The 15,511-nt window shown below is 43.5% G+C and carries 10 protein-coding genes; 7 read left to right on the plus strand and 3 right to left on the minus strand.

What is annotated here, in order from left to right; genetic code table 11:
* Positions 1 to 11: 11 nt before the first annotated feature.
* From VF500_RS17360 to VF500_RS17370, 3 genes are all read right to left on the minus strand, one after another.
* Positions 12 to 3,176: an efflux RND transporter permease subunit gene (locus tag VF500_RS17360; protein ID WP_330860891.1), complete on the minus strand. Its 3,165-nt coding sequence runs from the start codon at positions 3,174 to 3,176 to the stop codon at positions 12 to 14.
* Between the two features lie 76 nt (positions 3,177 to 3,252).
* Positions 3,253 to 4,395 carry an efflux RND transporter periplasmic adaptor subunit gene (locus VF500_RS17365; protein WP_330860892.1) on the minus strand — a complete coding sequence of 381 codons (1,143 nt, stop codon included), beginning with the start codon at positions 4,393 to 4,395 and terminating at the stop codon, positions 3,253 to 3,255.
* A 117-nt stretch (positions 4,396 to 4,512) separates the two neighbouring features.
* On the minus strand, positions 4,513 to 4,914 hold the full coding sequence (locus VF500_RS17370; protein ID WP_330860893.1) for a hypothetical protein: 402 nt from the start codon (positions 4,912 to 4,914) through the stop codon (positions 4,513 to 4,515).
* Between the two features lie 250 nt (positions 4,915 to 5,164).
* On the opposite strand from VF500_RS17370, the gene VF500_RS17375 reads away from it, so the two are divergent.
* The 7 genes from VF500_RS17375 to VF500_RS17405 all read left to right on the plus strand — a co-directional run.
* Entirely contained in the window at positions 5,165 to 6,778 is a 1,614-nt protein-coding gene (locus VF500_RS17375) for a Na+/H+ antiporter (protein ID WP_330860894.1), read from the plus strand.
* 85 nt (positions 6,779 to 6,863) lie between these two features.
* Positions 6,864 to 8,024 carry a TlpA disulfide reductase family protein gene (locus tag VF500_RS17380; RefSeq protein ID WP_330860895.1) on the plus strand — a complete coding sequence of 387 codons (1,161 nt, stop codon included), beginning with the start codon at positions 6,864 to 6,866 and terminating at the stop codon, positions 8,022 to 8,024.
* Between the two features lie 113 nt (positions 8,025 to 8,137).
* Positions 8,138 to 9,481 carry a deoxyguanosinetriphosphate triphosphohydrolase gene (locus VF500_RS17385; RefSeq protein WP_330860896.1) on the plus strand — a complete coding sequence of 448 codons (1,344 nt, stop codon included), beginning with the start codon at positions 8,138 to 8,140 and terminating at the stop codon, positions 9,479 to 9,481.
* A 130-nt stretch (positions 9,482 to 9,611) separates the two neighbouring features.
* Positions 9,612 to 10,511 carry a helix-turn-helix domain-containing protein gene (locus VF500_RS17390; RefSeq protein ID WP_330860897.1) on the plus strand — a complete coding sequence of 300 codons (900 nt, stop codon included), beginning with the start codon at positions 9,612 to 9,614 and terminating at the stop codon, positions 10,509 to 10,511.
* Positions 10,512 to 10,960: 449 nt separating this feature from the next.
* Positions 10,961 to 11,548, plus strand: a complete 588-nt coding sequence (locus VF500_RS17395; protein WP_330860898.1) for a TetR/AcrR family transcriptional regulator — start codon at positions 10,961 to 10,963, stop codon at positions 11,546 to 11,548.
* A 107-nt stretch (positions 11,549 to 11,655) separates the two neighbouring features.
* A complete protein-coding gene (locus VF500_RS17400) occupies positions 11,656 to 12,828 on the plus strand; it encodes an efflux RND transporter periplasmic adaptor subunit (RefSeq protein ID WP_330860899.1) in 1,173 nt (390 codons plus the stop codon).
* 55 nt (positions 12,829 to 12,883) lie between these two features.
* Positions 12,884 to 15,511: efflux RND transporter permease subunit (locus VF500_RS17405; protein ID WP_330860900.1), on the plus strand; the 2,628-nt coding region annotated here is incomplete at its 3' end.

The raw sequence follows: 15,511 nt of genomic DNA on the forward strand, positions 1-15,511 counted from the left end.
GTTGATCTTGATTAATTATTAACGATATCCAGTTCATGATGAACCGCTTCTTCGGTGGGCTTTTTCTTTTTGTTCCGCTCAGCCAATCCCGCGAAGATTACATACAGTCCTGGAATAAGTATTAGTCCGAAAATAGTTCCCATCAGCATCCCGCCTGCGGCGGCTGTACCGATAGAACGGTTACCCATTGCACCCGCGCCACTGGCTACGCACAGCGGGATCAAACCGGCTATGAACGCCAGGGATGTCATCAATATCGGCCGCAAACGGGAAACCGCGCCTTCAATAGCTGCTTTCAAAACGGTAAGTCCTTCTTTTTGCCTTTGGATAGCAAACTCAACTATCAAAATGGCGTTTTTGCCTAACAAACCGATAAGCATAACCAAGGCTACCTGTGCGTAAATATTATTTTCGAGCCCGGTTATCTTCAGGAAAAAGAATGCGCCGAAAATACCGGTAGGCAACGAGAGGATAACCGGAAGCGGCAATAGGAAACTTTCGTACTGGGCAGCCAGCAGCAGGTAAACGAATATCAAACAGATCACAAAAATGTAGATAGCCTGGTTGCCGGACAGGATCTGCTCGCGCGTCATGCCCGACCATTCAAAAGCATAACCTTTCGGTAGTTTTTCGGCAGCGATACGTTCAATTGCCTTGATGGCGTCACCACTACTGAAACCTTTATCAGCATCGCCGGTTACCATGGCCGATGTGTACATGTTGTAACGGGTAAGCTGCTCGGGGCCAAATACTTTCTCCATTTTTATGAACGTAGAAAATGGAACCATTTCGCCTTTATCGTTCTTAACCTGCAGGTTTAACACATCCTCGGGGCGTGATCTGTATTCGGGCGAGGCTTGTACCATCACCTTGTACATCTGCCCAAAGCGAATGAAGTTTGAGGCGTAAAAACTACCCATCAGCGTTTGCAGAGTCGACATTGCTTTGTCAACAGTAATACCCTTTTGTGCCGCCGTTTGCTGGTCAACGGAGATCATATACTGCGGAAAGTTAGGGTCGAAACTGGTAAATGCCCCTGCGATCTCCGGCGAGGCATTAAGCGCGTCAACAAAGTTTTTGGTAACCTCGGCGGCTTTTTGCAGATCGCCCTGGCCACTTTTGTCAAGTACGCGAATCTCGAAACCGCTGGCATTACCAAAGCCCGGCACGGTAGGCGGAGGGAAGAACTGGATCGAAGCATCGCCGATATTTTTTGTTTTTGCAGTCAGCTCGGCAATGATATCATCCAATGATTCACTGCGTTCGTCCCATGGTTTAAGGTTGATCATGGCCATACCGTACGATGCACCGGCAATCTCATTCACCAAACTATATCCCGAAAGGGTTGAAACCGATTCGATAGATTTCATCGATTTGGTTTTGGCTTCAATCTCTTTCAGTACTTGTTCGGTACGTTCAACAGTTGCACCGGCCGGAGTGGTCACGTTAACGTAGAGCATGCCCTGATCTTCAGTTGGGATGAAACCTGTTGGCAAAATGGCGCTTGTACCCCATGTAAGCACAAAGAACCCTGCCAACAATATTAAAGTAATCCCCTTGCGTGGCGACAGGTAGGTCATGAAGGTTGAATACTTGTTCTGTAACCCGTCGTACCTTTTATTAAAGCCACCAAAGAAACGCTGTATCAGGTTTTTCTTTTTAGGCGCAGGGTCATGTTTAAGCATAATAGCGCAAAGGGCAGGAGTGAGTGTCAATGCATTCACACCCGATATCACAATAGAGATAGCCAGCGTAAGCGAAAACTGCCTGTAAAACACACCAACCGGTCCCGACATAAAGGCCACCGGCACAAACACCGCCGACATAACCAGTGTAATAGCCACAATAGCCCCGCTGATCTCGCGCATGGCGCTTACCGTGGCATCCATAGCATTCATATGGTTTTCGGTCATTTTTACGTGCACGGCTTCCACCACAACAATCGCGTTATCCACCACAATACCTATGGCCAGCACCAATGCGAACAGCGTGAGCAGGTTGATGGAGAAACCCAGCATCTGCATAAAAAACAGTGAGCCGATAAGGGCGACGGGTACGGCCAAAGCGGGAATTAAGGTAGACCGGAAATCTTGCAGGAAAATAAATACTACAATGAAAACCAGTATAAAAGCCTCAACCAGCGTACGTAATACTTCATGTATGGATGCATCCAGAAAGCGCGATACGTCATAGTTTACGTTGAAGGTCATCCCGGCCGGGAAAGAGCTTTCTTTAAGCTCGGCCATGCGGGTTTTGATGTTGTTGATCACCTCGCGGGCATTTGAGCCCGGGCGTTGTTTTATCATGATTGACGCCGATGGTTTGCCATCAGTATTGGATACCATACTGTAGGTTAACGAACCAAATTCAACATCAGCAATTTCTTTCAATCTTAATACCGAACCATCTTCCTCGGCGCGGATCACAATGTTTTCATATTGTTTGGGCTCAAAAAACTTACCCGGATAGCGCAATACATATTGTAGCGCCTGTGGGGTTTTATCCGAGCTTTGGCCGGTTTTACCCGGGGCGGCTTCAACGTTTTGGGCACGGATGGCGTCTATCACCTCGTCGGTAGATACCTTGTAAGCCATCATCCTGTCGGGTTTAAGCCATACACGCATGGAGTATTCCTTAGCGCCCATGATCTCGGCCCTGCCTACACCATCAATTCGCTTAAGTTCCTGTAAAACGTTGATATCAGTGAAGTTATAAATGAACTTTTCATCCATGCTGGTATCCTGGCTCATGATGTTCAGGTACATCAGCATGCTGTTCACTTCTTTTTCGGTGGTAACGCCGGCTTTGATAACTTCTTCCGGCATTTCGTCAATAATGGTGGCTACACGGTTTTGAACGTTCACCGCGGCCTGGTCGGGGTCAACCCCAACGTTAAAGTAAATCTGGATCACCGTTAAACCGTCGTTACTGCAAACGGTAGACATGTAGGTCATGCCTGGAACGCCGTTGATAGCACGTTCCAGAGGGGTAGCTACGGCTTTGGCGCATACCTCGGCGTTGGCGCCGGTATAGTTGGCGGTTACGGTTACCGATGGTGGTACGATATCAGGGAACTGGGTAACGGGCAGCGTTATTAATGCCAGCACGCCCAGCATGGTAATTATCAATGAGATAACAAGCGACAGCACTGGTCGCTTTATAAAAGTTTCGAACATAGTTTGTTAGGGTAAGTGTACAATAAACCTGTGCCGCGCGTTTGCGCAGCCTGGAAATGGAAACATGGGCAACTGATTACTTCATTGCCAGCAATGAGTCTTTTGCCATTTTCCTTGGTTTAATGATCATGCCATCACGCACGTTTTGCGCTCCCTGAAACAAGATCCTGTCGCCTGCTTTTAAGCCGTCTTTTACAATGTAATAGGTAGAAAAACGGGTTTGCGGCAAAAATGCCTGCATGTGCAGTTTATTATCCTTGTCAACTATGTATACGTAGCTTTTATCCTGGATATCAAATACCGATTGCTGCGGCACCATGATCACGCTATCTGCTTTGGTGGAGATGAAAAGCTTGCCGGTAGCACCATGTCTTAACAACTTTTGCGGATTTGGGAACTTTGCCCTGAAGTTGATAGAGCCTGTTTTCTGCTCAATTTCCGCCTCTACAGTTTCTATTTCGCCCTGATAGGGGAAGTCCAGTCCGTCAGCTAATACCAATTTAACCTTATCGCTTGTTTGCCCGGGGGCCGATTCTTTTTTGCGGATATATTGCAGGTATTCATTTTCGGGAAAACTGAAATAAGCATACATCGAGCTGATATCCGAAAGACTGGTAAGCAATGTGCCTTCATCAATTAAACTACCCGACTTAAGCGGGATCCTGTCTATGATGCCATCAAACGGTGCACGGATGTAAGTATAAGCCAATTGATCTTCGGCGCTTTGTACCATGGAGCGGGCTTCTTCAATCGTTGCCTTGTCGGCATTCATTTTTGATTCGGCAACTTCAAGTTCTGATTTGGAAATTACTTTCTTGTCAACCAGTAGTTTAACCCGTGTTACTTCAAGTTCGGTCGCTTTGGCGTCGGCCATGGCGTTGCTTAGCGCAGCCTTCGCTTTTGACAGGTTTACTTTAAATTCCTGGTCGTTAAGTTTAAATAAAAGCTGACCTTTTTTAACCTGCTTGCCTTCGTCGATATATATTTTTTCGAGGAAGCCGCGAACACGTGAGCGGATCTCGATGTTTTTTTGCGCCTGAATATCGGCAACGTATGATTTTTGAAGAACTGTATCTCGTGTATTTAAGGTAAGCACAGGCAGCTGAAGGGTATCTGAAGCAGCAGTTTCGCTACTGGTTTTAGCTTTTGAAGAGCAGCCCGTGACAAATATACCGGCAACTATGGCCAGTAAGGGCATATAAATAATTAACCTTTTCATTTTTTCCGAATGGGGGTAATAGGCAAAGCAGTGCATATCACGTACTGTTAGCCAATGTTAAATTTGATTGTTTAAAACAGGGATTTGCCACGAAGGGCATTTGAGACGGAAAAAGAATCAGAACGGACTGAGCCTGAAGAGAAAATTATAATATGCAGGCAAAAAGCCCTTAATGGATTTATTCTGGTTGTGTTGTTTTGCAACTATTGATATAACATCGGCCAGTAAAAGCTGTTGGCCCGGTAATAATGCCGACGAGTAGTTTACCCTGCTGGGTAAAAAGCGGATAACGTTACGGGTATGGGCTGCTTCGTTGCCATCCGAATCAGGTGAATCGTCTTGCACTTCCTGTTGCTGAATTTGCCCTATGATCCTTTGATGGGTAAGGGAAATAATATCAGCAGATGAACCTGATTTTTTGTAGTGCGTTAAAATTGATTCGGCGCCAGCAGGGGCAACAGCTATTGCAAGCTGGAAAAAAAATAATGCAAAGAATATTTTTTTTATCGTCGACGCCATGATTGCGAATTTACCAAAATATTTGAAGCTATTCAAATGACTTTGTATTTTTCTTGATATAAAGTGACTTTATTTTTATTTTTTATCCTTGTTTGTTAGGATTTTATCTTTTTAGATCTCAATTTTTACTTTAACAGATCTTTTTGATGTTTTTATAACTGCCAAAACGATTATTTGTTCATGTTTTATTAATGTGTGCTTAATAATTTGCAAATAACCTTTACTCAACGAATAATTGTATTTTAGCTATATGCTGCATCATATTATTATTCAGTGTGCCTGCCTTTTAGTTGTTATCCTCTTTGTGGTAATGCTGGCGCAAAAAATCAAAATTGCCTATCCTATATTACTGGTTTTAGTTGGCCTGCCGCTTGGCTTTGTTCCTTTTTTAAAAGGTATCGAAATCCAACCCGACCTCATCTTTGTGATCTTTTTGCCCCCTTTGCTCTATGAATCGGCCTGGAATACTTCCTGGAAAGATTTTTGGAAATGGCGCAGGGTCATCTCCAGCTTCGCGTTTTTGATTGTTATTTTAACATCCTGCCTGATAGCCTTTGTATCAAATAGTCTTGTAGCTGGTTTTACATTACCATTGGGTTTCCTGCTTGGAGGGATCATCTCGCCGCCGGATGCCGTATCGGCCAGCACTATATTGAAAAACATCAAAGTACCTAAGCGGTTTATTGCTATTGTTGAAGGCGAAAGCCTCATGAACGATGCATCAAGTTTAGTGATATTCAGGTTTGCACTCGCGGCAGTTATTACCGGTAAATTTGCTTTTGGTCAGGCTGCGTTAAGCTTTGTATTGGTTATTGTGATGGGAATTGTTATCGGGTTGGCTGTTGCCCTTATATTTTACACCATACACCGGTGGTTACCAACTACAGCTAATATTGATATTATCCTTACGTTTATTACGCCATATGCCATGTACATGGCAGCGGAAGAATTTCACTTTTCAGGGGTATTGGCTGTAGTAAGCGGGGGATTGTTCCTTTCGTCCCAAAGACATGTTATATTAAGCTATCGCAGTAGGTTGCAAGGGATAAATGTTTGGGAAACAGTAGCTTTTGTTTTAAACGGCTTTGTGTTTATACTGATAGGGTTAGAGTTTCCGGTAGTTATAAAGGCACTTGGTCCCGATGGACTTAAACCGGCACTAAATTATAGCCTGATCATAACAGGTGTATTGATAATAGCCCGTTTGGCCAGTACCTATGGTGCCACCATATTTACCATATTTATCAGCCGTTACATTACCACGGCCGATCCAAGTCCCGGCTGGAAAGGCCCGTTGTTGTTAGGCTGGGCAGGGATGCGTGGTGTGGTTTCGCTTGCTGCTGCCCTGAGTATTCCCGAGCTTTTACCTTCAGGGGCAGCCTTTCCTCAACGAAACCTTATTCTGTTTATCACCTTTGTGGTAATCATGTTTACACTGGTTGTACAGGGGCTTACCTTGCCAATATTGGTAAAGCTTGTAAATATGCCTGATCGTGATTATATAGGTTCGCCTGAACAGCAAAAACAATTGGTAAGGAAGAAGTTATCAAAACTGGCTTTGCAAATACTTGAAGATAAATATGCGGATAATTTGGCGGATAACGATATGGTAAAGGCCTTTAAACTGAGGTTAAGCGCCGATATGGAACTCCTGAAGGATTGGGAGCAGGACAATAGCGAACAGCGTGCTGACACCTTTTATCATGACTATCGCATGATCTTAAACGACGTAATGGATCAGCAGCGCGCCCTGCTGTTAACCCTCAACAAAAAAGAAAACATCAGCGACGATATTGTAAAACAACAATTGGACCTGCTGGATCTGGAAGAGGAAAAGTTTCGGCAGCATTTTGAGGTGGTGTAAGCGCTGGGAAAATAACGGATTTAGACGGTTAAGAGAATAAGCTGTATTGGTTTGCGTTATAATGATAACTTAAAACCTATTACAAATGACGATTCCCTCTATTAAAACATTTAAGGCATCCGTTTGCATCGCATTTGCTATGTACAGCGGAAATGTAAGCGCCCAGGCAACTTTAGTTCAAAAAACTATCGATAAAATTGATCACTACAAGAACTTCAGTTATCGGCACACAAATAAAATAAAGGATTTTTTTACAACTGATACTTCAAGCGGGCAAACCCGAAATTTTATTTTAAAAGCACCTGAAAACAATGCTTTGGGTTACTTATATAGAACGGAGACCCTCAGCAAAGCCGGCGACTTGATCAGAACAGAATTATATAACGGGAAAAACAGAATAGGCTTAAATCCCAGCGACAGCACCTATAGAATAGGAGAGTTTAAGACTTACGCAGTGCTTAATTTGCTTGTCGATTTAAATTGGATTAATGATTTTGTAAAGAAAAAGCCATACGCAATAACAAGTGCTGCTGATACTACAATTGATGGTGCCATCTGTTCGCACTTAATTATTAATAGCCGCGATACCATCGTTAATAAAGAACATCTGTATACCCGTTTACATTTGTTTATTGATAAGGTTTCTGACATGCCTGTATGCATCACACGTAACGCCAGAAGTGCGGAAATAGGGAATACCATAACCAATTATTATTCAGAAGACCATTATTTTGATTACAAGTTTGATCAGGATCTCGGTGTAGCCGATCTGATCATTCCTAAAGGGTTTCATGAGGAGAAAAACGAGCCTCAACTTGAGTTGTTGACACAGGGAACGGTTGCTCCAGATTTGGTATTAGATGGGGTGGATGGAAAAAAGATCATATTATCTAAATTCAGGGGCAAGGTGGTATTGCTGGATTACTTTTTTATCGGTTGTTATTATTGTATGCTTTCTGTTAAGCCGCTCAATAACATTCAAGAGAAATATAAAAATCAAAATGTTGCGATAGCGAGCATGACAGAGCGGGATAGCAAAAGTGCTATTGTGAAATTCAGAAAAATTAACAATCTGAAATATCCTATCTATGTAAATCGGGGCGATGCTGTTAAATCATATCATGTAAGCGGATTTCCTACTTTTTATATTATTGATAAAGAGGGGAAGATAGCTAATGTGTTCTCTGGTTATGATGATAATTTTGAAGAGAAGGTAACTTCAGTGATTGATAAATTATTGAAATAAACCTGATATCAGCTCATATTGTCATAATATGGTTTCCCTTAGCACGGATTAATATCCCGTATTTCTTTCGGGTATAATGGCTACTTTTGCCGCCCTATACACATCATACTATAATGAACTGGGATCAACTATTATCGGCAAAACGCTGGGGTTACGAGGATAAATATATTGCAAACCATATCGATGCACGATCGGAATTTCAGAAAGATTACGACCGGATAATTTTTTCATCACCATTTAGGAGGTTGCAGAATAAAACCCAGGTTTTCCCTTTGCCGGGGAGCGTTTTTGTACACAATCGTCTTACGCATAGTTTAGAGGTTGCCAGTGTAGGGCGTTCATTGGGCCGTATGCATTTTAACAGGATGCTTAAGGAAGATTCCGAAGTAGAAAAGAAGTATCCTCTTATCAGTGAGATCGGTAATATGATAGCGGCTGCCTGCCTGGCTCATGACTTAGGTAACCCCGCTTTTGGACATTCAGGCGAATCGGCTATTTCACACTATTTTGCTGAAGGAGACGGTAAGGGTTACAAAGATACTGTTAGCCCTCAGCAATGGGAAGATCTGACGCATTTTGAAGGTAATGCTAACGCTTTAAGATTATTAACGCATCCGTTTGCCGGTAAAGGCCGGGGGAGTTTGGCATTAACCTATTCAACCATAGCTTCAATTGCAAAATATCCATGTTCATCTGTAGCCGGACATAAAAAAGGGGTCATCTATCGTAAGAAGTACGGGTTTTTCGCTTCCGACCAACAGGATTTCGAAAAGATAGCAATTGATCTGGGGTTGATCAGGGTAGAGGGTGATGAACTTATTTATAAAAGGCACCCATTGGTATACCTTGTTGAGGCTGCGGATGACATTTGCTACAACGTTGTTGATCTGGAAGATGCTCATCGGCTTAAAATACTTTCGTATGAGGAAGTGAAAGCATTGCTGATGCCATTGTGTACTATTCCAAGGATGGAAGAGCGATTGGAAGAGTTTGATGATACAGATGCTAAAGTGGGCTATTTGAGGGCGATAGCAATAAACACTTTGGTAAACCAATGCTCAAACCTGTTTTATGACAAACAGGAAGAGATCATGAATGGCGATTTTAATTCGGCGTTGATGGACGCTATTGAAGAACCGTTGCGGTCTGCGATGAAATCGATCGAAAAAGTATCTGTAAAAAAGATCTACAACTACAGCTCGGTTGTACAAAAAGAGGTTGCGGGATATAAAGTAATGGGCGGTTTGCTGGAAGAGTTTGTTCCCGCTTATTTAAAAAACAATTCAAAATATCATAGCAAATTGATTGAGCTGATCCCCAAACAATTTTTAACCAAAGAGGAAGACGATTATTCAAAGATCCAAACCATCCTTGATTTTGTTTCGGGCATGACAGATCTGTATGCCGTTGAATTGTTCAGGAAAATCAAAGGGATCTCGTTCCCGTCGATGAGCTGATATACACGAATGCCTTGGCAAGGCGTTTATAATTGGATCGAATTACACGAATTAGGGACTTGGCAGCTAATTCGTGTAATTCGATCCAATTCGTAATAATTAGTGTAAATAATAGTTATTATTGCCTACTATGCCAAAAGAGATCCTGCCTGTACAGACGCATACCATGGAGCAATTACTTGCTCCGCTTGGCATTACAAGTCAACATAAGGGTTTGTATGTAACCTCATTTAGCCCGGGTGATATTGAAGTGCCAATTTTGTACCCTTTCAGGTCAGATCATTTTTCTTTTACGCTGGTTCATGAAGGCGATTTTTCCATCAATGTAGGTCTACTGGAGTATAATGTAAAAAAGGACAATATACTGCTCATCGCGCCTAATACCGTTCGCCAGTTTCTTAATGTTTCGCCGGATTGCAGACTTACCTCGGTCATATTTACCTCGGCTTATTTATCAGCTACCAGTATCCACACCAAAAATGTTGAGGCATTTGATTTTTTGTCGTCGCAGGTTAGCCCCTTGTTGGTTACCGGTGAAAAGTCTATAGCCCCGCTTACAGCAATCCTTGATATCATTGAAAGTAAAATAGACATCTGCGATGAGCTTGCTTTTCAGGATGAAGTACTACTAAACCTTTTCACCGGTTTTATTTATGAGGTAAGTGCCTTATATAAGAAGCAGGAAAAATTAGGAGAGATAAAAGGTACGCGTAAGGAGGAATTAACTTTTCGTTTCCTGAAGATTCTTCCGCAGTATTTCAAGGAAGAAAGAAGCGTACAGGCCTACGCGGCTATGTTGAACATTACTCCTAAATACCTTTCCCAAACGGTAAAAGAGGTAACCGGTAAAACAGCAGGCGAGTTTATTGACGAAATAGTGATCATGGAAGCAAAGGTTGCCTTAAATGATCCGGCATTAACCATAGCCCAGGTGGCGGCGTATCTCAACTTTGCCGATCAGTTCTTTTTTAGTAAGTTTTTCAAAAAACAATGCGGTATCAGTCCCAGTAAATACCGCCAAACCCCTTAATAAATACTAAAATGTCATTTCGAACGAACCTTGGACGTGATTGCGCATTGATGGTGAGGAGAAATCTTCTGTAAGCGCCACTACAGCTGTGTATGGTGTAGAAGATTTCTCCTCGCGCCGCTTTTCCCTTGCTTGCTCGTTCGAAATGACATTTTTGTTAAATGAAAACTTGTGGGTACATCGTAGCTCTCTGAAGGCTCTCTCCGCCCAATCTTATGGGGGTATATGTTCTTTGTTGTAATTTTAATCGCAAATTAATAGTATCGTTGTAATAGTATAATTATTATTGCTATTCTATTACAATCTTTTTAGCAAAAACGACTTTTTGACATATTGCTCCATCCTTTAAACATTCTGCAAAGACGATAATTGAACCAATTTTGCCTCGTCATCAGATTTTTGATGCGACCGGGCGTAATAGTGTGCCTGGTTAAACACCAGGTTTGTTTATGCCGATAAGGGACACAGGTGCCGAGCAATTAATTAAGGACACCGCCAAGCACATTTTTTTTGCCGAGGGCCGGCTTCATGCAAACACGCAGGATATTGCCGATGCCGCAGGAGTAAGTCGCACATTGTTAAATTACTATTTCCGTACAAAAGATGTATTAATTGAACAGGTATTTAAAGAGGCGATGCTTGCTTTAACTACACGTCTTGATGCTGTTATGGCATCCGAACTTCCGTTTAAAAAGAAGATCGAAAACTTTATCGACTTGTTTTTAACCGAGTCCAACACTTACCCTTACCAGGAAACCTTCCTGATCACCGAGATCAACTCAAATGCCTGTAAGTATACCGACGAAATCAAGCCTCATCACATCAGTATGTTCCTTGAACAGATCAACACGGAGATGGAAGCCGGGAATATCGCCCCGATGAACCCCGTACATTTTGTGCTCAACCTATTTTCGCTGATGTCATACCCACTTATCATGAGCCCCATATACCGAAAGGCTTTTAACCTGAGTAATGAAAGCTATGCCTGCCTCATTAACGAGCGGAAAAAGATGATCTGTAATATGATTTTCCAATAAAAAATTTACCCTGTTATTAACGCATTTGTCAAACAGAATAATTAACACCCAAATAACCTGCAATGCCTTTTATATCAATTCAATCAAATAGCTACAAGTTTATATTTATGAAAAATACAGTTCAACTGCTAACCGGCTTTAGTGCCGCCTTAATTTTATTGTCGTCATGCGGCGGTGGTCAAAACCAGGGCGGTGCTATGGCCGCGGGTGCTCCCCAGCCACCACAAAGCTACCCGGTTTTAAAAATTAGTTTACATGATGCCACGCTGAACAGCGAATACCCGGCTACACTTCAGGGGCAGCAAAATATCGAGATCCGCCCAAAGGTTGATGGTTACATCGACCAGATCTATATTGATGAAGGCAGCGTGGTGAAAAAAGGCCAGCTGCTATTCAAACTCAGTGCGCCGCAATATGCCCAGGACGTTAATACCGCTAATGCAGCCATCGCCAGTGCCGAAGCAGATGTAAGCGCGGCCGAGCTGCAGGTTAACAAAACCAAACCACTGGTAGAAAAAGACATCATCAGCCATTACGAGCTTGAATCGGCCGAGTATACGCTAAAAGCACGCAAAGCCGCCCTTGCACAGGCAAAAGCCAGTTTAGCCAACGCCAAAACCAATTTGGGCTATACCGTTATTACCAGCCCGGTTGATGGTGTGGTTGGAGCAATTCCTTATAAATTAGGAAGCCTGATCACCAGCTCAACCGCGCAGCCATTAACAACAGTATCCAATATCGGTAAGGTGTATGCCTACTTCGCCCTCAATGAAAAACAACTGCTTGATTTTTCAAGAACGGTAAAGGGGAGCACCATGAACCAAAAACTGGCTAATACGCCACCTGTTTCATTGGTATTGCCCGATGGCAGCACTTATGCCGAAAAAGGTAAGGTTGAAACCATCAGCGGTTTAATAAATACCGAAACCGGATCGGCAAGTTACAGGGCAACATTTCCCAACCCTATTGGTCTGATCCGTAGCGGCGGAAGTGCTACGATACAAATCCCCCAAACAATCAAAGATGCCGTGCTGATCCCTCAAAAAGCCGCATACGAATTGCAGGGCAAGCATTTTGTTTACGTGGTTGATGGCAAGGGAGCAGTTAAAAATACCGAGGTAAGTGTTATGGATCTTGCAGCGGGCCAATATTATGTAGTTACTGATGGCCTTAAAGCGGGCGACGCCATTGTTACCGACGGGGCAGGCAGCTTAAAAGACGGTATGGTTATCAAGCCGGAAGTGCAGGAGAGTGCCGCAGTATACAAGGATCTAAAATAATTTTCAAAGCAACCTTGCCGGGTGTCTTTTGTCGCCTGGCATCAACATAAATAATATGTTACGTACATTCATTGAAAGACCAGTACTATCTACCGTGATATCGGTAATTATAGTCATACTGGGTATCCTGGGCCTTACAACCTTGCCCATATCCGAATACCCCGATATAGCGCCGCCAACGGTGCAGGTATCAGCATCATATCAGGGTGCCAATGCCGAAGTGGTAATGAAAAGCGTTATTGTACCGCTCGAAGAACAAATCAACGGTGTGGAGAAAATGACCTACATGACCTCTACCGCAAGCAATGACGGCAGCGCAGTTATCACCGTATATTTTAAACAGGGTACCGATCCCGATCTGGCAGCAGTAAACGTGCAGAACAGGGTATCAAAAGCCACCAGTTTACTTCCTGCCGAAGTTACAAAGGCCGGTGTTACTACCAGCAAGCGTCAAAGCAGCATGGTGATGGTATTTACCCTGGCGAGCGACAACAAAAGCTACGACGAGAAATTTCTGCAAAACTATGCCAACATTAACTTGCTGCCGCAGATCAAGCGTATCAATGGTGTAGGCGACGCGTCATCATTTGGTATACAGGACTACTCTATGCGCATTTGGTTAAAACCTGATGTAATGGCTACTTATGGCCTCGTACCCGATGATGTGAACAACGCCCTTGCTGAGCAGAATATTGAGGCCGCACCGGGTAAAGTAGGTGAGAACAATAACCAGTCGTTCCAGTACGTGTTAAAGTACAAAGGCAGGCTTACAAGTGTACCTGAGTTTGAAAACATCGTGATCCGCTCATCAACAAAGGGACAACTATTGCGCCTGAAAGATATAGCACGGGTTGAGCTTGGCGCGCAAAGCTATGCTAATGCTACTACCATGAATGGCAAACCGGCTGTAGGTATAGCCATTTATCAAACTGCCGGTTCAAACGCGCATGAATTAATTAAAAATTGTGAGCAAACCATTGAGGCCGCTTCAAAAACGTTCCCTACGGGTATTAGCTATACTTCCCTTTTTAGCGTTAACGACTTTTTAGATGCCTCGATAGAAAAGGTTGTACATACGCTGATTGAGGCCTTTATACTGGTGTTTATCGTAGTATTTGTATTCCTTCAGGATTTCCGTTCTACGCTGATCCCTGCTATTGCCGTGCCGGTGGCTATTGTAGGTACATTCTTCTTTCTGCAATTATTTGGCTTTACCATTAACCTGCTTACGTTGTTCGCCATGGTGCTGGCTATCGGTATTGTGGTGGATGATGCCATTGTGGTGGTCGAAGCCGTACATGCCAAGCTGGATCATGGTGCCAAATCTGCAAAAGCAGCTACCATCAGCGCCATGAATGATATCAGCGGGGCTATTGTATCCATTACTTTGGTAATGGCGGCGGTGTTTATCCCGGTTTCATTTATTACCGGCTCAACCGGGGTGTTTTACAAACAGTTTGGTTTAACGCTTGCTATCGCTATCTTAATTTCCGCTGTAAATGCTTTAACATTAAGCCCGGCATTGTGTGCGTTGTTATTGAAGCCTCATCCCGAAGGAGAGCATCATAAAACAGGTCTTTTGCAGCGGTTTTATACAGCTTTCAATACCAGCTTTGATACACTTACCCGTAAGTATAAAAAATCGGTTGGCTTTCTTGCCGCTAAAAAATGGATTGCTATTGCGGGGATCGCTGTTTTTGGTTTGATTTTCTGGTTCCTGCTTAAAACAACGCCATCGGGCTTCGTGCCCAATGAAGATCAGGGATTTATTATTGGCGATGTGTCGTTGCCGCCTGCTTCGTCATTGGAGCGTACCACCCAGGTTATCGACCAGGTATCGGGCATGATAAGGTCACTGCCCGAAGTGGAGTCGACCATCAGGGTTGCTGGTCAGGGGATCTTGAGTGGTGCAGGCGGTTCATACGGCCTGATCATGATCAAGCTGAAACCCTGGGACAAACGTACTGCCAAAGGAACAGATGTGAACACTGTTATCGGTAAACTTTTTGGTATGACAGCCGGGGTTAAAGGTGCTACTGTTCTGTTTTTTGCTCCGCCAACCTTACAGGGCTTTGGTAACAGCAGTGGTTTCGAGTTCCAGGTACAGGATAAAACCGGGGGCGACATTGTGAAATTCGCCGAAATAAACGGCAAGTTCCTCGGTGCGTTGAACCAGCGTCCCGAAATTCAATATGCCTCTACATTTTTTAATACCAACTTCCCGCAGTTTTTGGTTGATGTTAATGTGGCTAAATGTAAGGACGCGGGCATTACCGTAAACTCTGTATTAAGTGCATTACAAGGCTATTTCGGTGGTGTTTATGCTTCTAACTTTAACGAATTTGGCAAGCAATACCGCGTAATGATCCAGGCTGATGCTGCTTACAGGGGCACCACAGGTAGTCTGAACAATATGTATGTGCGCAATGCCAATAACACCATGGCACCTATATCTGAGTTTGTTACACTGAAAAGGGTTTACGGTCCGGAGTCGATCAATCGCTTTAACCTGTTCACTTCTATTTCGGTAACAGGTGCGCCGAAACCGGGTTTCAGTACGGGTGATGCCATTAAAGCTATACAGGAAGTTGGTGCTAAAACATTACCTGCGGGTTATGGATTTGAGTTTTCGGGCCTTACCCGCGAGGAGATTGCCAGCGGCAGCCAAACTATTTTCATCTTC

It is taken from the genome of Mucilaginibacter sp. (genome assembly GCF_036383575.1).
Taxonomy (GTDB): domain Bacteria; phylum Bacteroidota; class Bacteroidia; order Sphingobacteriales; family Sphingobacteriaceae; genus Mucilaginibacter.